Origin of the sequence: Methanoregula sp. (genome assembly GCF_049686655.1) — an archaeon.
GTDB lineage: Archaea > Halobacteriota > Methanomicrobia > Methanomicrobiales > Methanospirillaceae > Methanoregula.
Window position 1 is genome coordinate 14,400 of record NZ_JBAVIG010000079.1, and the last position, 20,864, is coordinate 35,263.

Annotated in this window: 19 protein-coding genes; 12 read left to right on the plus strand and 7 right to left on the minus strand. The window is 55.2% G+C overall.

Annotation, left to right across the window (positions count from 1 at the left end; genetic code table 11):
* Positions 1 to 35: 35 nt before the first annotated feature.
* On the plus strand, positions 36 to 998 hold the full coding sequence (locus tag WBL42_RS11675) for a ribose 1,5-bisphosphate isomerase (protein WP_424721457.1): 963 nt from the start codon (positions 36 to 38) through the stop codon (positions 996 to 998).
* Between the two features lie 134 nt (positions 999 to 1,132).
* Entirely contained in the window at positions 1,133 to 1,951 is an 819-nt protein-coding gene (gene dapF, locus WBL42_RS11680; protein ID WP_424721458.1) for a diaminopimelate epimerase, read from the plus strand.
* A 58-nt stretch (positions 1,952 to 2,009) separates the two neighbouring features.
* Here the strand turns inward: dapF and WBL42_RS11685 are convergent, their stop codons facing one another.
* The 3 genes from WBL42_RS11685 to radB form a co-directional block, all read right to left on the minus strand.
* Positions 2,010 to 3,341: a PAS domain S-box protein gene (locus tag WBL42_RS11685; protein ID WP_424721459.1), complete on the minus strand. Its 1,332-nt coding sequence runs from the start codon at positions 3,339 to 3,341 to the stop codon at positions 2,010 to 2,012.
* Between the two features lie 122 nt (positions 3,342 to 3,463).
* Positions 3,464 to 5,170, minus strand: a complete 1,707-nt coding sequence (locus tag WBL42_RS11690) for a PAS domain S-box protein (RefSeq protein WP_424721460.1) — start codon at positions 5,168 to 5,170, stop codon at positions 3,464 to 3,466.
* A 102-nt stretch (positions 5,171 to 5,272) separates the two neighbouring features.
* A complete protein-coding gene (radB, locus tag WBL42_RS11695; RefSeq protein WP_424721461.1) occupies positions 5,273 to 5,950 on the minus strand; it encodes a DNA repair and recombination protein RadB in 678 nt (225 codons plus the stop codon).
* A gap of 445 nt (positions 5,951 to 6,395) precedes the next feature.
* Here radB and WBL42_RS11700 point away from each other — a divergent pair, with 445 nt between their 5' ends.
* The 5 genes from WBL42_RS11700 to WBL42_RS11720 all read left to right on the plus strand — a co-directional run bounded on the left by WBL42_RS11700 (position 6,396) and on the right by WBL42_RS11720 (position 9,177).
* The gene (locus tag WBL42_RS11700) at positions 6,396 to 6,566 is read left to right on the plus strand and encodes a hypothetical protein (RefSeq protein ID WP_424721462.1); all 171 of its coding nucleotides are present in this window, start codon (positions 6,396 to 6,398) and stop codon (positions 6,564 to 6,566) included.
* A 5-nt stretch (positions 6,567 to 6,571) separates the two neighbouring features.
* The gene (locus tag WBL42_RS11705) at positions 6,572 to 7,777 is read left to right on the plus strand and encodes an ammonium transporter (protein WP_424721463.1); all 1,206 of its coding nucleotides are present in this window, start codon (positions 6,572 to 6,574) and stop codon (positions 7,775 to 7,777) included.
* Between the two features lie 15 nt (positions 7,778 to 7,792).
* The gene (locus WBL42_RS11710) at positions 7,793 to 8,122 is read left to right on the plus strand and encodes a P-II family nitrogen regulator (RefSeq protein ID WP_424721464.1); all 330 of its coding nucleotides are present in this window, start codon (positions 7,793 to 7,795) and stop codon (positions 8,120 to 8,122) included.
* Between the two features lie 252 nt (positions 8,123 to 8,374).
* Positions 8,375 to 8,731 (plus strand): P-II family nitrogen regulator, encoded by a 357-nt coding sequence (locus WBL42_RS11715; protein ID WP_424721465.1) that lies wholly within the window; start codon positions 8,375 to 8,377, stop codon positions 8,729 to 8,731.
* Positions 8,728 to 9,177 (plus strand): P-II family nitrogen regulator, encoded by a 450-nt coding sequence (locus WBL42_RS11720; RefSeq protein ID WP_424721466.1) that lies wholly within the window; start codon positions 8,728 to 8,730, stop codon positions 9,175 to 9,177. The genes WBL42_RS11715 and WBL42_RS11720 overlap by 4 nt, the downstream gene beginning before the upstream one ends.
* A gap of 69 nt (positions 9,178 to 9,246) precedes the next feature.
* Here the strand turns inward: WBL42_RS11720 and larC are convergent, their stop codons facing one another.
* Positions 9,247 to 10,488: a nickel pincer cofactor biosynthesis protein LarC gene (gene larC / locus WBL42_RS11725; RefSeq protein ID WP_424721467.1), complete on the minus strand. Its 1,242-nt coding sequence runs from the start codon at positions 10,486 to 10,488 to the stop codon at positions 9,247 to 9,249.
* A 42-nt stretch (positions 10,489 to 10,530) separates the two neighbouring features.
* Here larC and WBL42_RS11730 point away from each other — a divergent pair, with 42 nt between their 5' ends.
* Positions 10,531 to 12,948 (plus strand): CDC48 family AAA ATPase, encoded by a 2,418-nt coding sequence (locus tag WBL42_RS11730; protein ID WP_424721468.1) that lies wholly within the window; start codon positions 10,531 to 10,533, stop codon positions 12,946 to 12,948.
* A 172-nt stretch (positions 12,949 to 13,120) separates the two neighbouring features.
* Complete coding sequence (locus tag WBL42_RS11735; protein ID WP_424721469.1) at positions 13,121 to 14,566, plus strand: hypothetical protein; 1,446 nt, start codon at positions 13,121 to 13,123, stop codon at positions 14,564 to 14,566.
* Positions 14,567 to 14,694: 128 nt separating this feature from the next.
* Here WBL42_RS11735 and WBL42_RS11740 read toward each other — a convergent pair whose 3' ends face one another.
* Positions 14,695 to 15,051 carry a hypothetical protein gene (locus tag WBL42_RS11740; RefSeq protein WP_424721470.1) on the minus strand — a complete coding sequence of 119 codons (357 nt, stop codon included), beginning with the start codon at positions 15,049 to 15,051 and terminating at the stop codon, positions 14,695 to 14,697.
* Between the two features lie 153 nt (positions 15,052 to 15,204).
* On the opposite strand from WBL42_RS11740, the gene WBL42_RS11745 reads away from it, so the two are divergent.
* Both WBL42_RS11745 and WBL42_RS11750 read left to right on the plus strand, forming a co-directional pair.
* Positions 15,205 to 16,746 carry a class I adenylate-forming enzyme family protein gene (locus tag WBL42_RS11745; protein WP_424721471.1) on the plus strand — a complete coding sequence of 514 codons (1,542 nt, stop codon included), beginning with the start codon at positions 15,205 to 15,207 and terminating at the stop codon, positions 16,744 to 16,746.
* Positions 16,747 to 16,838: 92 nt separating this feature from the next.
* Positions 16,839 to 17,474 (plus strand): RAD55 family ATPase, encoded by a 636-nt coding sequence (locus WBL42_RS11750; protein WP_424721472.1) that lies wholly within the window; start codon positions 16,839 to 16,841, stop codon positions 17,472 to 17,474.
* A 230-nt stretch (positions 17,475 to 17,704) separates the two neighbouring features.
* On the opposite strand, the gene WBL42_RS11755 is transcribed toward WBL42_RS11750, so the two are convergent.
* Together WBL42_RS11755 and aspS are read right to left on the minus strand one after the other, a co-directional pair.
* Complete coding sequence (locus WBL42_RS11755; RefSeq protein ID WP_424721473.1) at positions 17,705 to 18,610, minus strand: methionine synthase; 906 nt, start codon at positions 18,608 to 18,610, stop codon at positions 17,705 to 17,707.
* Between the two features lie 60 nt (positions 18,611 to 18,670).
* Positions 18,671 to 19,963 (minus strand): aspartate--tRNA(Asn) ligase, encoded by a 1,293-nt coding sequence (aspS, locus tag WBL42_RS11760; protein WP_424721474.1) that lies wholly within the window; start codon positions 19,961 to 19,963, stop codon positions 18,671 to 18,673.
* Positions 19,964 to 20,350: 387 nt separating this feature from the next.
* On the opposite strand from aspS, the gene WBL42_RS11765 reads away from it, so the two are divergent.
* Entirely contained in the window at positions 20,351 to 20,851 is a 501-nt protein-coding gene (locus WBL42_RS11765; protein WP_424721475.1) for a hypothetical protein, read from the plus strand.
* Positions 20,852 to 20,864: the final 13 nt, after the last annotated feature.

The following is a 20,864-nucleotide window of genomic DNA, read 5'->3' on the forward strand; positions in this document are numbered from 1 at the left end:
TATGTATTTCCCTTTACATTCATTCATTGAAGCTGATGTCCGTACGTGAAACCGCAGAGAAGATAAAGAGCATGGAGATACGGGGAGCCGGGCGGATTGCCCGGGCCGCAGCCGAGGCCCTCAGGGATCAAGCCCTGTCAGTGAAGGCGCCATATCAAGCTGCATTCCGGCAGGAGATGGAGAACGCGGCAGGAATACTGGTTGCAACCCGTCCAACTGCCGTGTCGCTCCCGAATGCCGTACATTTTGTCATGGCAGAACTCACCGGGGCAAAGACCGCGGAAGAAGCCCGATCGGGTGTAGTCCGACGTGCCGAGCAGTTCATCCAGTCATCACAGCATGCTGTAGAAAAGATCGCGGGTTTCGGTGCCCGTCACATAAGGGATGGCGATACGATCCTGACGCACTGTAATTCTGAAGTGGCACTTGCTTGCATCATTGAGGCACACCGGAGCGGCAAGGAGATCGAGGTGTTTGCAACCGAAGTGCGCCCGAGAAACCAGGGGCTTATCACGATCCGGACCCTGAACGATGCCGGTATAAAGACGAATTTCATTGTCGATTCTGCCGTGAGATCTTTTATTCATGATGTAGACCTCGTGATAGTAGGTGCCGATGCGGTCACGGTTAATGGTGCCGTAGTGAACAAGATCGGTACTTCCCAGGTCGCTCACACCGCTGCAGAAGCGCGGGTTAATGTTATCGTTGCAGCAGAGACCTACAAATTTGCGCCGCGGACTATTGTGGGGGAACTGATCGAGATTGAGGAGCGGCCCCCGGGTGAGGTGCTTGCAGATGAAATTGCAAAAAACCTTACCCATGTAACTGTGCGCAACCCGGCATTCGATGTAACTCCCGCGGAGTACATCGATCTCATTGTCACGGAGCAGGGAGCAATCCCGCCGCAGATGGCGTACGTGATCATCCGGGAATATCTTGGCTGGGATATCGGGGAGTTTCATTCGTCCTCCGCTCTTCACAACGGGCAGGATGAATAGCCAGTACCCCTTCGTTCAATGGGCACGCAGCGGATGCCGATGCCTTTATGGAAAACCAGAACGCTGAATTATACAACAGGACAGTTCCCGGGAATGGATGACCCGGGATGAGAAGGAACTGCCAGGGGCCAGATATGGAAATACCATTCACCAAACTACACGGCAACGGCAATGATTTCATTATCGTCGATGAATACGACCGCGTCATCATCCCTGATGAGATGAAGGGCCAGTTCGCTGCGATCTACTGCGATCGCCGGTTTGGTATCGGGGCTGATGGAGTTATCTATATCTCCAGATCCGAAAAGAGCAACATGAGGATGCGGCTGCTCCAACCGGATGAGAGCGAAGCGGAGATGTGTGGCAACGGCATCCGCTGCGTGGCCAAGTATGCGTTTGATGCAGGGTACGTAAAAGAGTTGTGTACGGTTGAGACTCCCGCAGGGGAGATCGGGGTGGCAATGGGATACCGGGAGGACGGTTTTATGGCAACCATTTCCCTGACTACGCCGAAGTTCGAACGGCAGGACATTCCAGCGACGGGCTCAGGTGAGTACCGCGAGCATATCGGGGAATACGATGTCTATGCGACCAATACCGGTGTCCCTCATGCCGTGATCATTGTAGACGCTATTGATGCTGTGGATGTTGCCGCGGTGGCCCCGGCAATACGGCACCACGCCTCCTTTCCGAAAGGAGCGAATGTGAATTTCGTGGAGAAGATCGGTGATGACAGCATCCGGATCCGTACGTTCGAGCGCGGCGTTGAGGAGGAAACACTTTCCTGCGGTACCGGGGCGACGGCATCGGCGGCAATTGTCCACTGGCTCGGTCTTGTAGGGGATGTCGTGCAGGTTGAGACACAGGGGGGCCCTCTGGTCATATACTTAAAGGACGGGGCGAAGATGGAAGGTCCCGCTACTACGGTATTTACCGGAATTATCTCATTCTGATTTTTCAGATATTTTTTGCAGTCTTCACGTTTTTCAGGATTACACTGATGATACGATCTTAAACGGAGCAGTCCCGGATCTGCTCTCCAAAAATCAGGCCAAGGGTTGAAGCAAGGGTCATGAGAATTTCAATTTCGGTATCTGCCCATACGCGTTCAGTCGTGTAATCGGAAAAGCCGATGAAACCCCAGTATATGCCCTTAACCTGTATGGGGACAACAAGGATCGACTGGAGGCCCATTTCATCAAGCATCTGGCGTTCAGGGCCGGAAAATCTGCCTTTCGATCCTGCCACCCAGACACCGGTAGCCAGTCTGTTGGACCAGTTCTGGGAAAACCGGTAGCCACATTCGTGGTGATGTTCCGGTGTCGTGGAATCATCAGAGTGCTTCTCCCAATGGAATTTTCGTTCGGGCCGGTGTTTTTTTGATGAAGGGATGGTGTGGTCCTCATAAATATAGGCAGCATCTGCATCAATCGCATCACCAATCGTTGCCAGTACGCGGGGGATCGGATCGGCGAGCCGTCGCGTAAAGAGAAAACCTGATGCCGCGGCGAATCCATGAAGGACGCGATCCCGTTTATGGGCAGTTTCTTCAGCATTTCTCCGCAGTGTGATGTCACGCGAAACGTTGTATACTTCGATAATTGTGTTCGTCTTGTAATCCCGGATAACATGACTTATTGACTCAAACCAAAGGTAATGACCGTTACGGTGCCTCGATCGGAACACCAGGGTGATCGTATCATCTCCGGATACCGCGGTCTCAACAGCTTGCAGAATGATCGGATGATCATCGGGATGAATGAATTCAAGCACACAATGTCCCGTGAGTTCTTCTGGTTCATATCCCAGAATTGCGCGGACAGCGGGGGATATATATTTTAATTCCAGTTCCGGGGTATGGACATTGATGATATCGAGAGAATTTTCTGCAAGCATGCGATATTTGTACTCGCTCTCCCGGAGTCGCTCTTCCATCTCGTACCGTTCTGTTGCATCCCGGATGGAGATGATATTGGCGGGCTCTCCCTCGTAGGTGATCCTGTTTCCGAGGGTTTCGATGTACATTTTTTTTCCCCGTGACGTGACCGCGTAGTACGTCCTTGTGATGCCTTTCCTGCCCGGCCTCATACCAAAAAAATCGCGTCTGACAGCATCCATCGAATCCGGTGCAACAAAGTCAAATATGGTTAAAGGAAGGGCGGCAGATGAGCTATCGATCTCGAACATGGCAAGAGAGGCATGATTCGCAGTAATTACCCTCCCCTCAAGATCAGTAATGAGGATCCCATCCAGAGATGATTCTGCAAGAAGCTGGTACCGTTTGAGATCTGCTTCAAACCTGGCATCAGCGGTTAATGAAGCCTTTTCCTTTCGGGAACTCATTATTTTAGTAATCGGGATTCCGGAGATTTAATGATTACATTTTTTATTTTCATGCCCAAACTGAATCTGGCACAGATCCCGGCGGGAAAATATACGTACGGACCCTACCATTTACGGAAAAACTATCCGCGTTCACGGGAGGTTCTTCCGGTGATATCTCTCGTCACATTCAGGAATTCCCGGATCTGTCCGGTCTTTTCATCCCTGATAATTTTTGTTGAGGATTCGAAGGGAATATACTGCCCGGACCGGTGACGGAACCGGAACACTGATGTCCAGGTGTTGATACTCTGAGAGGGGATAGCAACAAGATCACGTTTCACCTGTTCAAGGTCCTCCGGATGGATCAGTTCGAGTATGGATTTGCCCACTACCTCCGCCTCGCTATATCCCAGAACCGGAGTTACTGCCGGAGAGACATAGGTCAGGACGCACTCAGGTGTCAGCCTGCTGATAATATCGATTGAATTGTCAGCCAGGAGCCGGTACTGCCGCTCGCTTTGCGTTAACTTTTCTTCAGCCAGCTTCCTTTCGGTAATGTCCCGGACTATGGCGAGGACATGGGGTTTTCCCCGGAAATCAAAAAGATGCGCGCTGATCTCCACTGGAATTCTCTGGTGATCCTTTGTCAGGTGGACCATCTCGAATGTGGCATGGCCTGTAGAACGGAGGGATCGGGCATTCTGGGCTATCATGTTGAGGGATTCCGGTGCTACAATATCCCCAGGCGATTTCCTGAGAAGTTCATCACGGGTATATTTCAACCTCCTGCATGCCACGTCATTCACTTCGACGTAAGGGCCGGGCATCCCGTTTTCATTGAACCCATGAAGGGTGATCATGTCATTGGCATTATTGAAAAGGGTCCGAAACTTCTCCTCATTCTCTCGCAGTGCATCCTCCGCTTTTTTCCTGTCAGAAATATCAAGGGCAGTAACTGTGAATCCCGCAGAAAGATCACTGTGACTTAACGGGGTTGAACAGAGGATGACATTTACGGTTCCGCCATCTTTTTTAATCCATTCTGTTTCCGCTGAAGCGGTCCCGGCCTTCTTTATCTGGGCCCACATACGGTCACCTGCTAGAATGAATTGTTCATCGGTTCGATAAAAGACCCGGCTGGATCTTCCTACAAGTTCCCCGGCTTCGTAGCCGGTCATCCGGCAGAACTGGTCGTTCACTTCAAGTATGACTCGGTTTGAGATCATACCAATACCGATGGGGGCGACACGGATAATACTACGAAGTCTTGATTCGCTCTCCCTCAGGCGATCTTCGTTCTGTTTTCGCTTGGTGATATCCTCGAATATAACTGAGACCCCTTTCTGCCCGTTGTTAAAAACTGTCGGAGCAATACGGCAGAAAAATGTCAAATCCTGTTTTATGAGTCGCAGTTCACTTTTGGATTCCGTTCCGGCAAGCCCCTCCTTTAGCCATGCAAGAAGGTCCGGGAATACCTCTTCGAAGAACAGGGCCAAGGTTGTATATTCTATGTTTTTCCCCACGATCTCTCTTTCACTTACAGCCATCAGGTCAAGGAAGGGCTGGTTGAGAAAAACTATACGAAGGCCATTATCTAGTTGCATAACAAATTCGGATGAGATGGAGAGAACTGAATTGTGAGGCAATCGTCGGGAGATCGAATAGATTTTGGCCATGCCAAAATGGCGCATCTCAACCTGCCCGGAGATGAGCAGGTTGTCCAGGTAACGCCCTGCCGTGTTCCTGTTAACACCGCCGATCCTGACAATCTCGGTGATACTAAGTCCCTGCGGATTTTTCTTCAGGAGGTCAATAATCCGGTTGGTGATTTCCCTCATCATTGCCATGGAGTATCCAATTATTTGGCTCCGGAAGAGATAATGATTGCAATTCCGGGATATTTATGAAAAAAATGAAGATTAAGTAATGATTGGAAATATATAGGTAGGTTATGGTCGCGCCCGGATTCCGTCCTCGACAATCTCATATTCAAAGAAGGCCCCTTCCGGCCGGGAGCGATGTTTGACAAGCCGGGCCCTCCGTAATCCGGGCGTTTCCGTCTTTTCCAGACGGATAATCGCCTTGGAAAGGTGTTCGAGTGCGGTCCCTCCCAACCCGTAGAAGATGTTTTTCGTGGTGTCCATGTATACCTGATTGGTGATGAGGACCGGGATCTCGTATCTCTTGGCGTACCCAAGCAGGTGGATCATCTGCCTGGTCAACGCCTGCATAGCGTCCCGGCCTTTCTCAAGATCGGTGCGGTAAAGAGCGGTGGCAGAGTCCATTACGAGAATACCGGTCTTGTGTGCCTTGAGGATCTTTTCGACTTCCAGAATCATGGATCCCTGGTGTTCGAAGTCGATGGGCTCGAACAGGAAAAGGTGTTCGGCGAGTTTTTCAGTATCCGCACCGGCAATCTGGCGGAACCTCTCAATGGAAAATCCTTCGGAATCGATATATACCACCGCCTGGCCGGAACGAAGAACAGAAACGGCCGCAATAGTACATAATGTACTTTTACCGCTGGCGGGCTCACCAAAAAACTGGGTGACGGCCCGTTCTTCAAGACCTCCGCCAAGAAGGGTATCCAGTGCTGCATTTCCACTGCTCTTCCTGCTGGTTTTCATACGTTGTTACCCGTCATGATTTTTCCGAATAATCCTGCCGGCAATTTCCGGTAATAAATAATTTGAGCCAGAATCGTTCACCTTCTGGAATATTATTATCCTATATCTTATAAAGCCGGAATACCGGTACAGCGGTTATTTTATGTGGCAGGTGTTTTTCAGACCCTTTAATCTGCATTACGTCCAGTAATATATTAATCCGCTGTTGAAAAATTATTCGTTTCTCACGCGCATTATCCTGTTCTAAACTTCTGAAATTTTTCCGGCTCAAGATATTTTTCAAATTCTCGAACGATCACATTCAGATTGACATAAACATGAGAAAACGGATCTCCTTCCGGTCCTTATCTGACAAAAAACGATCAATAATAAAATTTAAATAGATAAGAACGAAAGTTCTTTCCTACAATTTGCAAAAATTTACCAAAGGATCAGGAGCAGGAAGATGGTAATGATGACATCCGTTACGCAGGCAGGCATCAGTTTCCTGAAGATCCGGGATTACGGCAGTGCGGCGTACAGTCTGATGCCGGAATCCTTGATTGATCAGTGCCACCGGATCGGGACCAATGATTCCTCGGTCAGGTGCGAATCTCAAATCTTTCATCACAGGTGAAATGAATGGCTATTGACACAGGAGCAACAGCATGGGTCCTCGTCTCAACGGCGCTCGTCATGATCATGACGCCGGGCGTGGGATTGTTTTACGGTGGTCTTGTCCGGAAGAAAAACTTCATCGACATGATCACGTTGTCGTTCGTTGCCTTTGCACTCGTCAGCATACAATGGGTGCTGATCGGGTACTCGCTTGCATTCGGTCCGGATGTCGGCGGATTCATTGGCAACTTACAGTACCTCGGACTGAATAACGTGGGCATGGATCCCGGGCCGTACAGCCCGCTTGTCCCGGGAATGCTGTACATGGTTTTCCAGCTCGTCTTCGCAACGGTTACCATGGCGATCGTGACCTCGGGATTTGCAGAACGTATTAAGTTCAGCTCGTTCCTCATCTTCGCGGCCCTCTGGACCACAATTGTCTATGACCCGCTCGCCCACTGGGTATGGGGCGGCGGCTGGACCTCGCAGTTCGGCTCGATCGACTTTGCCGGCGGGACGGTTGTCCACATCAGCTCAGGTTTTGCGGCACTCGCAATAGCTCTCGTGATTGGAAAACGTGTCGGGTACGGCAAGTACGCGATGGAACCGGCAAATATCCCGTGGTCTATCCTTGGTGCAGCCCTCCTATGGTTCGGCTGGTTTGGGTTTAACGCTGGAAGTGCCGTGGCAGCAAATGGTCTTGCCGTCAACGCGTTCGTCACTACCAACACGGCGACGGCAGCAGCGGCAATGACATGGCTCCTCGTCTCCTGGTACATCGGTGGTAAACCGAGTTCGCTCGGGTTTATTTCCGGTGCAGTAGCGGGCCTGGTCGCAATCACACCTGCAGCTGGTTACGTGACACCTATGTCGTCCATCGTTATCGGTGCTGTGGCCGGTGCGCTGTGCTACGGCCTGATGCTCTTCCGCCAGAAATGGGGTGTTGACGAGAGCCTCGACGCATGGGCGGTCCACGGCATGGGCGGTCTCTGGGGCGCACTCGCGACAGGTATTTTTGCAGCAGCAGCAGTTAACGGTGCTTCTGGTCTGCTCGAAGGCAATGTACACCAGTTCATAGCCCAGTGTGTCGGTGCCGGCGCAGCCCTTGTGTATGCATTCGTGGTCACTTACATCCTCGCACTCATTCTCGACAAAACGATCGGGCTGCGAGTCACTGAAGAGGAAGAATATGTCGGTCTCGACATCTCCCAACACGGGGAGCGCTGCTGAGCTGGAGGGATCATCATGAAAATGGTTAAAACAATCCTCAAACCAGAACGATTCGAATTCGTCAAAAAAGCGCTGGAAGATAAAGGCTTCATCAGTATGACCATCACCGAAGTCCGGGGACGGGGCGAACAGAAAGGCATCTCCCTGGAATACCGCGGAGGCAAGATGACCGTCGACATGCTGCCCAAGATCCAGCTCGAGATCGTGATAAAAGAGAAAGATGTTGATGCAGTGATCGCAACCATCAGCGAATCGGCCCGGACCGGGAAGATTGGCGACGGGAAGATCTTTATTATCCCGGTTGAGAGATCGATCCGGATCCGCACCGGTGAAACGGATGTGTAACCGGAAACACATGCACCAGTAGCAGCTATCATCAATCTCTCCCCACGCCGGCCCGGGGGTTCACACCCCTGCCGGCCTTCAGATGTCGGATTTATACCAGAACAAAAAATGCCAGAAACGATATGTACGGTAGTCTGCCCCGGATTCTTTTATGATGAGCTGGAATTATTGCACAATGGCGTATTCCATTGAACTGCTCCTGGATGTCAGGAACACTCCGTCACAATATCATCATAATAGTGAGGGTTTCCCATGAAGATGATCTGGGCAGTGATACGGCCGGAGTCTGCACAACGGGTGATAACCGCGCTCGACAATGCAGGGATTGGTGGAATGACCCGCATCCACGTGACAGGTCATGGCAGGGAGATGGGTATAACTTTTGGCTCTGTTCATTACACGGAAATTCCAAAGGAGATGCTCATGATCGTAGTCCCGGACAGCGAAGTGGCCAAAGCGGTCATGATCATCAGGACCGAAGCGAAGACCGGCTCAAAGAACGCTCCCGAAGAAGGAACAATCGGTGACGGGAAGATCTTCATCACCTATGTCGAAGATTCGTTTGCGATCAGAACCGCCGGGAAAACGGCCGGATCGTCCAAGGCATGAAGCAGATTATAGCCATCATCCGGGATGAATGCGTCGAGGAGACAAAGACCGTTCTGGAAAAGACCGGAATCCGGGGCATCACATTCCTTTACGTCACCGGCCGCGGCCAGCAGAAAAGTTCAGTCAGTGCCCGGGAACTTGGCGGTGTCCTGAACCGGAACCTCCGGATGCAGCTGATGAATACTGAAGGCACCGGTATCCCGGCCGGTTCCGGGGAAGAAATATCCAGGGACTCATTTCCCCCGGAAAAAGAATACGGGTTCGGTTTTTTGCCAAAGCGGATGCTCATCATCATTGCGTACGACGATGATGTCGGATCGATCGTCCAGGCAATTGTAAATGCCAACCAGACCGGCCGGCATGGCGATGGCAGGATCTTCATCTGCCCGATGATTAGCGCCATCCGGGTCCGGACCGGTGAACAGGGCGACATGGCCCTGTCGTGAAAAAGATCGGAGCGGCCTTTCCCCGGAAATATCCTGGACCCGGATGAGCCCGGGGCGCTCAGCGGTGGATCAGTTACTTTGCCCTGTTTTCCCGGACTTTTCAGTCCTCATTTCGCTCCACGCACGCTCTTCAGCGAGACAGAGCACGTCCCGGACCGGTGCGCCGGTCTCTGCGGCAAAATCCCGGGCCGGTCCGAATTCAGCTTTCAGAGTATATACGGAGCCGTGCATCCACCCATACTTCACCGGCAGTTTGCGGCGCTTCCCGGCGATTTCGACTTCGACCTCGCCGATCGTCCGTTCCGCGATAAACCGGTGGACCGCCGGGATGCAGCGGATACCGAGCGTACCGAGCTCCAATGCCATCAGCTCTGCGAGCCGGGCACTGGTTTCTGGCAGGCTGATCACTTTGATCAAAAAGCCCGGCCTGCCCTTCTTCATCATGATCGGCGTCGCACTCGCATCCCGTGCACCGGCGTCCATGAACCGGCCGATCGCATGGGCGATCACTTCCCCGCTTACGTCGTCCACGTTCGTCTCGAGCAGGTCCACGGCGTCCTCAGGCAGCCCGGCCGCACCGGCTGAAGCAGCGGATTCGATCGTCTCCACGATCATTGCCCGAAGTACATTAGGAGTATGCTGGGGATCGCGGGTGCCTGCCCCGTACCCGACTGCCTGTATCGTATAGGCCGGCAGGATCGCAGCCTCAACGCCCAGCGTGGCAAATTCTGCAAGGAGGGCGGCCCCGGTTGGCGTGCAATGCTCTCCGGCATGGGGGCCGGAGACTGTGGCGAGCCCGGAGTTCCGGAGGATTGCGGCAGTTGCCGGTGCCGGGATCGGAAAGGTACCATGTGAACCCATACCGGTCCCGTGGCCGAGCGTTACCGGCAGGATCTTCACGCCACCGACGCCGAGCGTGTAAAGGGCGGTGCAGGCCCCGATGATATCCGCGATCGCGTCATCGGCCCCGACTTCGTGGAAGTGGACGCGGGTCCCGTGCACCTCCTCCTCAGCCGCATTGATCCGCCCGAATACCCGGCGGGCCATAGCGAGCGCCGGAGCCGGAACGTGAAGTGCAGCCTCGTCCAGCCGCTTCAGTACTTCATCCAGCGTCCTGTGAGCTGGCATTACCTGGGTATCGACCTTGAGTGCACGGATCCCGGCCCGGGTGACGTGCGTGATCGAAGGCTCTGCCACGGCCGCTTTCATCGCACGCATAACGACATCGCTGTCCGCTCCGCAGTCCAGCAGGGCACCAGTCACCATGTCTCCTGCCGCCCCGTGGAATGGATCAAGTATGAGGACCCTCATTATCAGTACTTATAAATCCCTGCGTATATGACCTTTAAGGTAATGCCTGAAGTGCAATTAAGGGTGGATTCCGCATACCCCGGTGACCAGGGTGGCGGGAAGGCCCGTCTGGATCCCGAGACAATGCTCGCACTCAAGATCTCTCCCGGCGATCTTGTAGCCATCGAGGGAAAGCGCCGGACGGTAGCAAAGGTCTGGCGGGCCCTCGTCGAGGACTGGAACCAGCGCAAGATCCGGATCGACAACTTCACCCGGCTCAATGCCGGTGTCAGTATCGGGGACACGGTTAAGATCACCAAGATTACGGACGAGATCGAGGCGAAAAGGGTCGTGCTCGCACCCCCTGAGGACCTGCCCAAGAAGATCCCGATTGCGAACAACCCGCACGTGGTGAACGGTCTGATCGATTTCCCGATCGCACAGAACGACTCCGTGCCGATCATGCTCGGTCTGCCCTTCATCCAGCCCCAGATCGTGGCCTTCAAGGTCGTCGAGATAGAGCCGGCGGAAGCTGTCATTATCACCAAGAATACTTCAATCGAGTTCTCAGACAAGCCCGCCGTGGGATTCGAAGGGATCAAGCGCTTCTCGTACGAGGATATCGGCGGGCTCAAGGACGAGCTCCAGCGACTCCGCGAAACAATCGAGCTGCCTCTCCGTCACCCGGAGCTCTTCCAGAAGCTCGGGATCGAGCCGCCCAAGGGTGTCCTTCTCTACGGGCCGCCGGGCACCGGTAAAACACTTATTGCAAAGGCTGTTGCAAGCGAGAGCGGTGCGCACTTCATCTCGATCGCAGGCCCCGAGGTCATCTCAAAATATTACGGGGAGAGCGAACAGCGGCTCCGCGAGGTTTTCGAGGAGGCCCGCGAGAACGCACCCTCGATCATCTTCATCGACGAACTGGACTCCATCGCCCCCCGGCGCGAGGAAGTGACCGGGGAAGTGGAGCGCCGGGTCGTGGCCCAGCTCTTAACGATGATGGACGGCCTCGAGGAACGCGGACAGGTCGTCGTGATTGGTGCCACGAACCGCGTCGACGCGATCGATGCGGCCCTCAGAAGGCCCGGCAGGTTCGACCGGGAGATCGAGATTGGAGTACCGAGTGAACCAGACCGGATCGAGATCATGAAGATCCACACCCGTGGTATGCCGCTTTCCGAGGATGTAGTCCTTGAAGTGCTCGCCCAGCAGACCCACGGGTTTGTCGGGGCAGACCTTGCAGCCCTTGCCCGCGAAGCAGCGATCCGTGCCCTGCGACGATACCTGCCCGACCTGGACCTTGATGCAGAAGAGATCCCGGCAGAAGTCCTGGACAACCTCAAGGTCTACGCGAGCGACTTCCGGAGCGCCCAGCGCGATGTGGGTCCGAGCGCGATGCGCGAAGTGATGCTCGAGGTCTCGCACGTGAAATGGCAGAACGTGGGAGGTCTCGAATCTGCCAAGACCGAAGTCCGGGAGGCGATCGAGCTCCCGCTCACCGACCGGCAGAAGTTCGAGGATCTCGGGATCGAGCCCCCGCGTGGCATCCTTCTCTATGGCCCGCCTGGCACAGGAAAGACCCTGATCGCAAAGGCTGTGGCGAGCGAGAGCGGTGCCAACTTCATCCCGGTCCGGGGGCCCCAGCTCCTCTCCAAGTGGGTAGGCGAGAGCGAGCGGGCAGTCCGGGAGGTATTCAAGAAGGCCCGGCAGGTCTCCCCCGCGATCATCTTCTTTGACGAGATCGACGCGCTTGCCCCCGCCCGGGGCACGAGCAGCGATTCGCACGTATCCGATAATGTGCTCAACCAGATCCTGACTGAGATGGATGGCCTCGAGGAACTCAAGGACGTCGTTGTCATGGGAGCAACCAATCGCCCGGACATCGTGGACCCGGCCCTCCTGAGGGCAGGCCGGTTCGACAGGTTGGTCTACATTGGCGAGCCCGGCCTTGAGGACCGGAAGAAGATCATCGGTATCCACACCCGGTTCATGCCGGTTGAAGATTCAACTCTCGATGAGATTATCCAGCTGACCGAACGGTTTAACGAAGATGCGCTCGGGGAACTGGTCGAGCAGCTCGGCAGGGACAAGACAGTCACTGCTGATAACGTGAAAGCGTCCCTGGCCCCCGCAAAAGAGGACAGCACCGGCCTTCCCCCGGGTGCCCGGAGGAGACGGTTCCTGGAGCTGCTCGCTGAGAAGAATATCAGTTTCGCAGACCCGGCCCGGGAACTCCTTGCCACGGACCTCGGTGGCGTGACAGAGGGTTTCGTTGGATCGGACCTCGAGTCACTCTGCCGGGAAGCCGGTATGCTTGCCCTCCGGGATGGTGTCTCGACCGTGAGCAGGAAACACTTTGAGAATGCCCAGAAGAAGGTCCACCCGACCATGAACGATAACCTGCGACAATATTACGATAAGATCCAGCAGCACTTCAAAGGCGGGCTGCCAAAACAGGTCCAGCCGCCGGAATACCAGTAATTTTTTGGCCGGGATTGCCCGGGGAGAAAAAACCGATGCGTTCGACCGGGATCCGTCTCAAAACTTTCTTTTGCGCTCAACCTGAAGCTTCGATCCCCGTCATCTCTTTTTTGATCCTTGAAGAGCCTGCAACGGGGCATTTCAGGTGCGGTATAATGGCACGGGTGGGCGCATGGGTGGGCGGATTGTGATCCCCGGATTACCGGTATCCACCACCACCAGCGCCCCTGGATCCCGGTCTCACGGTTGGTACGGGTCCGGAGCCGTAGTTTCCCACCCACACTCCCCGGAACACTTCGCGCTCATCCTCGTCCTTATTCTGCTTTGCCTGCCCCTTGTCCTCCCCCAGTCCGCTGCACTTCCCCCGGCCAGCGTTCAGGTTACGCCCCCGGCTCAGGGATCCACGATGTCCGGGAACCTGTCGGCCGGTAACCAGACACCGGCTTTCCTGTATCCGACAGCCACATCACTTCCGGATGTTACCTACCCGTCGATTTCCGACAACCACCGGCCCGGTACGATAAACAAGACATTCACCTTCCGGTTCGGGAAAGAGAACATCACGATCCGGGCAAACGTGAGTACTGCCCTGTATGAGGGGGCACGGAATGGGATCAAGTACGCGGTTGCCCCGCCGGGCAGCCCGGTTGAAGAACTGGCGCCCGGGTATTATCAGGCATTTGTCAACGATCCCCGGCAGGAACCCTTGTACGACGGCCTCCTGCAGGAGTTTCGGGCCGTCCGCTCTAAGTACAATCTCACAGATGACGAATACCTCGAACTGATGACCGTCTTTGTCCAGGATCTCCCTTATGACGAGGTAGCGGGCCTTCACCCGGATAACCCACCGCGTTTCCCGGTGGAGACGGTTGTCGATGGCACCGGCGATTGTGATGATAAGAGTGTGCTGCTTGCCGGGCTTCTCTCACGTGAGGGGTACGATGTGGTGCTATTCCTTTTCATCCCCGAGCATCATATGGCAGTAGGTGTCCGGAACGAGAGCGATCAGTACCGGGCTACGGGTTATATGTACATTGAGACTACGTATACGGCCCTTGTTGGCGAAGTGCCCAGGAAGCTTATCCTGTCAGAAAAATACGAGAAGGACGGCCAGCCTGAGAATGTGTCAATCCTCAACAGCACACCCATCGTGATACGGATAGGGTCCGGGACAACGCCCTATACAAGTGCAGACGAGACCGGTTTCATTCTTGGCGAGCGGCAGGAAATCGATGAAAAAATTGCGGGACTCCGGATGAATATGGGGAACTGCACGTACGGGAACGCGAGCTGTAATGAGACCATCGAACAGGAGTACGATAAGTACGCAATACTCCACAACTACCTTGTGGAACACCCGTACGACCGCACCGGCCTCTACCAGTACCTCCGCCCGGTCGTTGCAGTAACGAGCCCGGGACAGAACTCCACCTGCCCACCTTACCTGAGCACTACGCCCGGGAAGGAATACGGGGGCCCGGCCTCCGGTTTGTCAGGATCCAACCTGTGCCTGCCGGGACAGGAACCCGGCCCGCTGACCAGTCTCTGGCTGGATCTCAGGTTATTCTCTGCCAGCCAGGCACGGGACCGGCAGAACACAACTCCTGTTTTCCGGTAGAGTACGTGTGCATAATAATGATGCATACCGGGAAGTCACGGGCATCCGACTATCCCCGCTGTCACGATGGAAAAAAAAGTGCAGAACCTTTTACGGGTTCTTTTTCTATCACTGCCGGGAGAATCGCGTTATTCGCAGTAGATATCGTTTGCCCACTCTTCGATTATTCTCTTAGGCGGCCTGCCACCCCGGTGGTGCCGCTGCCTGGAGGAGGAACGATCATTCTCGGTCTCTTCCTCATCGTCGAGCCCTTCCTCTTTCTCCGGTGCATCTGCCGGCCTGGTGCTCTCCTGGGGCGGCCGCTGGGGGTGATCCCTCCGGACATGGTGCCTCTGTCCCCCCTGGTGCCGGCGGCTGCGATCATTCCGTTGGCCGCTACCCTCCCGGGGTGCCTGCAGTGCCTGTCGGGACGGTGAAGATTGTTGGGACTGCGGGGGCCGTGCGGGTTCTGCCGGTGTCTGCGTCTGCTGAGGTTCGTCTGCCATATTGTTCAGACTGATTAATCGGGGCAGGATACAGAAATAGGTTGGCATGCCCTGGGGATTTCCCGGAGATCGCAGTGCCTGCAGTGCCGGCATCAGCATAATGAACACCTATATACACCAGCGCCCAACTTTTACCTGCAAAAGGCAGTACCCATGTCCAACGTCACCACGCTCCTGGATGCAAAAAGCGTTCCCGCGGCCAAGCCCGCACTCATCTGTCCTTCACGGAACGAGACGTACAGCTACGGCCGGCTCAGGGACGAGATGGACCGCATCGGCCTCGGCCTCCGGAATATCGGCGTGAAGAAAGGTGACCCGGTCTGCATCTATCTCGACAGTTCGCCCGAGTACCTGATCAGCTACTTCGCCCTCTGGCGAATAGGTGCCGTGGCTGTACCGACCAATATCGTGTACCGCGGCGAGGAACTGCTCCACGTGCTCAACGATGCCGGCGCTTGTGCCGTAATCACGGACTGCCAGGGAGAAGGCGTGATCAATGGCATCCGGGCAAAAGTCCCCGGTCTCTCTCACGTGATCTGCATCGGGGGTGCCACCGGGAGTTCCGTGGGATGGGAATCGTTTCCCCCGGCCCCGGAGAATATGCGGGCGGAGAACTGCTCCACCGAGGATCTCTGCCACATCCAATACACCGCGGGCACGACCGGGAAACCGAAAGGTGCCATGCTCACCCACGGTGCCTGGATGACCGCACTCGATACCGAACGCGACGCCCTCCGGCTCCGGCCGGTGGATGTCTACCTTGGTATATACCCTATGGGGCATGTCGGGCTCTCGTGGGGACTTGCGATGATCCGGGCCGGGGGCACCTACGTTATGATGGAGCGGTTCGAGCTCGAGCGCTACCTTACGCTGGCTGAGCAGTACGAGGTGACTGTGCTTGCCGGTATGCCCCCGGTCATCCATTCGCTTGTCCACGCTGAACCCGGCACCGGGCAGCGGCTCCGGCACGCACGGGTGATCATTTCGGGCGGGGGGCAGCTCCTCCCGGCAGTCTGGGCCGCTTTTGACCACCGCTACCATATCCCGGTTGCGAACTCGTACGGCCTCTCGGAGACGATCGTGATCGGGGCCGGCACGACCACCCTCCCGGAGTACCCTCATCTCACGAAAGAATACCAGAGTGTGGGTGTGGCGGTGGGTTATACCGAACTCCGGATCGTGGACGCGGAAAATCCTGAAAAAGAGTTAGCCCCGGGCGAGAACGGGGAGATCGCTCTCCGGGGCCCGTCCGTAGCACTGGGGTACTGGAACCAGCCGGAAGCAACCCGCGAGGTATTCCGCCCGGACGGCTGGTTCCTGACCGGTGATATCGGGAACCTGGATACTGACGGGATCCTATGCATCACTGACCGGAAGAAGGACATGATCATCATGTCCGGCTGGAAGATCTATCCCACGGAAGTGGAGAATGTTCTCATCCGTCACCCGGCCGTTGCGGACGTGGCAGTGTTCGGTGTGCCTGATGAGCGGAGGGGAGAGGTCCCGGTTGCGACCATAGTGCCAAAGCCCGGTGCCCCTGTAACCGGGCCGGAACTCGAGGCTTTTTGTCATGAACATCTCGCCGGATACAAGATTCCCCGGAAATTCCTGTTCACCGACTTGTTGCCCCGGGTCCATGGCTGGAAGCTGCTACGCAGGGATCTCCGGAAAAAGTTCGGCGATTCGCGCTCCTAATCCGATTTAGCGGGATATTCTGCGACAAAACCGGTCCGGTCCCCACAAACCTTTTAAGCAGAGATTAAATAATATTCTCAAGTGCGTACCTGATGGTAGCTCCGACTGACTCAAAAAGCCGGATCCAGGACATCCCGATCAGCGGGAGGACCAAAAAGCGGACAACCGGTATCGTAGGCCTCAACCTGTTACTTGACGGTGGGTTTCCCGAGGGAACCCTCGTCATGATCTACGGTACGCCGCTTGCAGGAGTCGACCTCGCAGCCGTGCAGTTCTGGAAAGCGGAAGGCGGGGAAGAAGGCACCTACTTCATGAATGACGGGGATGTCGATGTCGGGATGATTGATGCTTCTGAGATGCACCCCGAGATGTACCTGACCCAGATGGCTGGCAGCAGGATCGTTGTGGACTCGCTCTCTGCCATTGTTGTGAAGTATGGCATCGACGGGGCCCTCAAGTTCCTGCGTCTGGCCCGGGAAGAGATGAAGAAACGCGGGGCAAACCTGATGTTCATCGTCTATACCGGTATCCATACTCCTATGGAGATGACCAAGCTGATGCGGGCGGCGGATGTGGTAATCGAGTATAATACCACGATCCAGCAGTCCGAGATCGAACGGACGCTTGCGGTACATAAGATCAAGGATGCGGCTGCACCGCAACGCCTGCTGCCTTTTATTATTACGGACAAGGGCATCGAGGCATCGACAACGTCAAGAGTGGTATAATTTTTTTGGATTGGCCGGTTACTTTTAGGTATCTTACCAGATAGTTTACTGGCGTTCTCTCTCTCATACTAAAAAGCATATATATTTTTATGAATAATATATGAAGAACCATCCGGCCGGTTTCAAAACGTAGAAATCCGGAAAAATAGTGAAAAATAATGAAAAACTAAAATTTTTGATTTTTAAAGCACCTGCGGCAAAATTTTTTTATTAAAATTTTTTGGAAAAACTCACAACGCAATCCGTACTTCCTTAGCAGCATCGCACATATTCTTGAGCTTCCAGTAGGCAGACTCCCGGCTCCGCATCCGCATACCGCAGTCCGGGTCGATCAGGAGGATCTTCGGATCGAAATATTCTACTGCCTTCTCGATCCGCTTCCGGATCTCCGGCACGGTCTCGATATCCTCAACAGACGAGTCCACGCACCCGTACCCGAGCATCTTCCCGGTCAGGTCCCGGCGCGAGATGATGTCGAGGTTTGCCTGGTTGTTCGAGAACTCAAAATCGAGTACGCTGACGTTGTACTTCAGGATCTCGTCGATTACGTTCGCAATGTTCCCGCAGACATGCATGCAGGTTGGAATATGGGTTGCAGAAGCGATCATCTCTACCGCCTGCTTTCCGATCGCCAGGTCGGCGATACCGGTCGAGAGGATCGGCTCGTCGATCTGGAGCAGGGTCACACCAGCCGCCTCAAGACTTCGTGCCTCAACGATGAGGGCCGCAACGAGATCGAGCGCGAGTTCCTCCTTGTTTCTGTACATCGGGGTGCTGATGTGTAGCCCGTGGGCGAGCGTGGAGGGGCCGGTGATGATTCCCTTCACCTTAGGGAACTTCGAAAGGGCATACTTTGTATCGGCCACCGTGATCGCACCGCTCGCAGGCTGGATCTTGCCGATTACGTCCTGGTCGCGGACACCCGGCAGTTTCGATGTAAACGCAGTGATCATGTCCCCCCTGACCTGGCCGTCAGAGATGATATCGATGCCGGCCCCGATCTGGTCGGCGACCGCAGTCTCGACCGCGGAATGGAGCGGATCAAAGAAGCTCCGCAGGCCACCGCCTTTGACAACGGGATAACTGCCTACGACCGTTGTAGCCAGTACCTTGTTGATAAAATATGCTTTGGACATGGGAGATCCCGGCCTTTTTCGTTACAGATCGATTGTTTCTCAGGCAAAAATAGTTCGTGGTCAGGGTACCAGCCGGTGCATGTCACGGGGGAAGAGGACTGCTTCCCGGACATTCCCGAGCCCGAGCATGGTCATGACAAGACGTTCTGCCCCGAGGCCCCAGCCCGCGTGCGGCGGCATGCCGTAGCGGAACGGGCGGAGGTAGAAGTCGAAACTCTCAGGATTGAGGCCTTTCTGTGCGATCTGCTTCACAAGCCTGTCGTAGCGGTGCTCCCGCTGGGCCCCGCTCGAAAGTTCCATCCGCGGGTGCATCAGGTCGAATGCCTTGCAGATCGAGGGATCGTTCTCGTACTGCATTGCATAGTAGGGCCGGATCTCGCTTGGCCAGTCCACAATGAAGTAGTGGCCGCCCATCTCGGCACCGATCGCCCGCTCGGCTGCTGGGCTGATGTCGTCGCCGTACTTGATCGGATCCTCGATTCTCTTCTTTGCGATCTCGATCGCCTCAGCGTACGGCAGCCGGGGGAACGGGGCCTTTGGCAGGACGAACTCGGCAATCTCGAGGTTCGCAAGCTGTGCGGAGCATTTCTGGTCCACGTACGCGTAGGTTTTAACGATCAAATCTTCGAGGATGCGCATGACCTCAATGTGGTCGGCAAACGAGACCTCGATATCGATACTTGTTGCCTCGTTGAGGTGCTTGGTGGTATTGTGCTCCTCGGCCCGGAAGATCGGCCCGATCTCGTATACCTTCTCGCAACCGGCAGACATCATCATCTGCTTGTAGAGCTGCGGGCTCTGGTTGAGGAACGCCTCCTTGTCAAAGTAAGCAATCGGGAAAAGTTCGGTGCCGCCTTCGGTGGCTGCGGCCACGATCTTCGGGGTGGTGATATTGGTGAACCCGGCATCGTGGAAGTACTGGTTGATCGCGTGGAGCGCGGCGCTGCGGATCTCGAAGACGGCGGCAACGCGGGGCCTCCGCACATCGAGGAACCGTGAGTCGAGCCGGGTGTCCATCTCGGCCAGGACCTTCTCGGAGACATCGAGCGGGAGCGGGGTCTCGGCAAGGCTGATGATCTCGAGCGTCTCGGGCACGAGTTCGCGGCCGCCCGGGGCCTTGTCGATCGCCTTGACCGGGCCGGTGACCCGGACTACCGATTCGCGGGAGACGGCCTTGACTGCGGCAAGGACCGCTTCCGATACTTTCTTCTTCGGGATGGTCACCTGGATGATGCCGGTCCGGTCGCGGATGAGCATGAAGGCGAGGCCGCCGAGGTCCCTGACCTCGTGGACCCAGCCGCAGACTTCTGCCTGGCCGCAGTCCGGTGTGACTGACTGGATGGGTATGCGCATTGAAAATCCTATAACAATGGGCCGGGGGGGATTATTGTTTTATTGTTGATCTGCTGTTCCGGAAGGGAAGAGCGAACCGGAGAGGGATTCATCAGGACTTCAGCGAGTTCCGAGAGGTCAAAAGAAATCGAAGGTTGGCTGCGCCTCCTTTCTTCCTTTTGAGGTTCTGCGAACATTTCCGGCTGCGAGCAGGAAAGGTCATCAAAAATTCTTCGATAAGTTTCCCGGTAAGGGTCCTCAGGTAATGAATGATACCCGACCGATTATCTCCGGCACATAACGCCTTCTCGTACCGAAGATCCCGGAGGCTCCGGCAAAAATTCCATTCCGGCACAATAATTCCACAATCCATATAAGATTACCAGACTCTTGTACAAGAGAAGAACTATGGCGGATGTTACAAAAACCCCTGCATCAAAGGGGGGCTGGAGTACCGGGACCAGGGTCCTGGTCGGGATCATTGTACTGGTTGTTGTCATTGCCGTGCTTGCAGTCTTCACCCTGACCATCGCAGTCCTTGACTCAAAGGCGGGAACGGAATTTCCTTACACCACCACCTACCACGTCACCCTGCCGGACGGCCAGCCCGTCACGATCGGGAACAGCCATATCCTCGTCACCTCGTTTAACAATGAGCTGATTGCCGATGTCGATGGAACCAAGGATAACCTGACAGTCGGTCAGCAAAAGGTCCTTAGTCCCCGGCACGCCCAGATCACCGTGATTGGTTTGCCCGTCCTTGACACGGATTTCCAGATCACCCTCACCTACCAGGGCTCAACCGGTGACAACGCGAATTTCGACATGACGGTCAGGACCTCAAACCAGATCCCGGAGTACGTAATCAGTCGCCTGATCCCTCCGTCAATGAATGCCCAGCCGGAATAACCGGCAGTACCCT

Coding starts and splice junctions, on each gene's coding strand:
- WBL42_RS11675 (WP_424721457.1), top strand. CDS start 36: ATGTCCGTACGTGAAACCGCAGAGAAGATAAAGAGCATGGAGATACGG.
- WBL42_RS11745 (WP_424721471.1), top strand. CDS start 15,205: ATGTCCAACGTCACCACGCTCCTGGATGCAAAAAGCGTTCCCGCGGCC.
- larC (WP_424721467.1), bottom strand. CDS start 10,488: ATGAGGGTCCTCATACTTGATCCATTCCACGGGGCGGCAGGAGACATG.
- WBL42_RS11735 (WP_424721469.1), top strand. CDS start 13,121: ATGGGTGGGCGGATTGTGATCCCCGGATTACCGGTATCCACCACCACC.
- WBL42_RS11690 (WP_424721460.1), bottom strand. CDS start 5,170: ATGGCAATGATGAGGGAAATCACCAACCGGATTATTGACCTCCTGAAG.
- radB (WP_424721461.1), bottom strand. CDS start 5,950: ATGAAAACCAGCAGGAAGAGCAGTGGAAATGCAGCACTGGATACCCTT.
- WBL42_RS11765 (WP_424721475.1), top strand. CDS start 20,351: ATGGCGGATGTTACAAAAACCCCTGCATCAAAGGGGGGCTGGAGTACC.
- dapF (WP_424721458.1), top strand. CDS start 1,133: ATGGAAATACCATTCACCAAACTACACGGCAACGGCAATGATTTCATT.
- WBL42_RS11720 (WP_424721466.1), top strand. CDS start 8,728: ATGAAGCAGATTATAGCCATCATCCGGGATGAATGCGTCGAGGAGACA.
- WBL42_RS11715 (WP_424721465.1), top strand. CDS start 8,375: ATGAAGATGATCTGGGCAGTGATACGGCCGGAGTCTGCACAACGGGTG.
- WBL42_RS11755 (WP_424721473.1), bottom strand. CDS start 18,610: ATGTCCAAAGCATATTTTATCAACAAGGTACTGGCTACAACGGTCGTA.
- aspS (WP_424721474.1), bottom strand. CDS start 19,963: ATGCGCATACCCATCCAGTCAGTCACACCGGACTGCGGCCAGGCAGAA.
- WBL42_RS11705 (WP_424721463.1), top strand. CDS start 6,572: ATGGCTATTGACACAGGAGCAACAGCATGGGTCCTCGTCTCAACGGCG.
- WBL42_RS11685 (WP_424721459.1), bottom strand. CDS start 3,341: ATGAGTTCCCGAAAGGAAAAGGCTTCATTAACCGCTGATGCCAGGTTT.
- WBL42_RS11740 (WP_424721470.1), bottom strand. CDS start 15,051: ATGGCAGACGAACCTCAGCAGACGCAGACACCGGCAGAACCCGCACGG.
- WBL42_RS11750 (WP_424721472.1), top strand. CDS start 16,839: ATGGTAGCTCCGACTGACTCAAAAAGCCGGATCCAGGACATCCCGATC.
- WBL42_RS11730 (WP_424721468.1), top strand. CDS start 10,531: ATGCCTGAAGTGCAATTAAGGGTGGATTCCGCATACCCCGGTGACCAG.
- WBL42_RS11700 (WP_424721462.1), top strand. CDS start 6,396: ATGGTAATGATGACATCCGTTACGCAGGCAGGCATCAGTTTCCTGAAG.
- WBL42_RS11710 (WP_424721464.1), top strand. CDS start 7,793: ATGAAAATGGTTAAAACAATCCTCAAACCAGAACGATTCGAATTCGTC.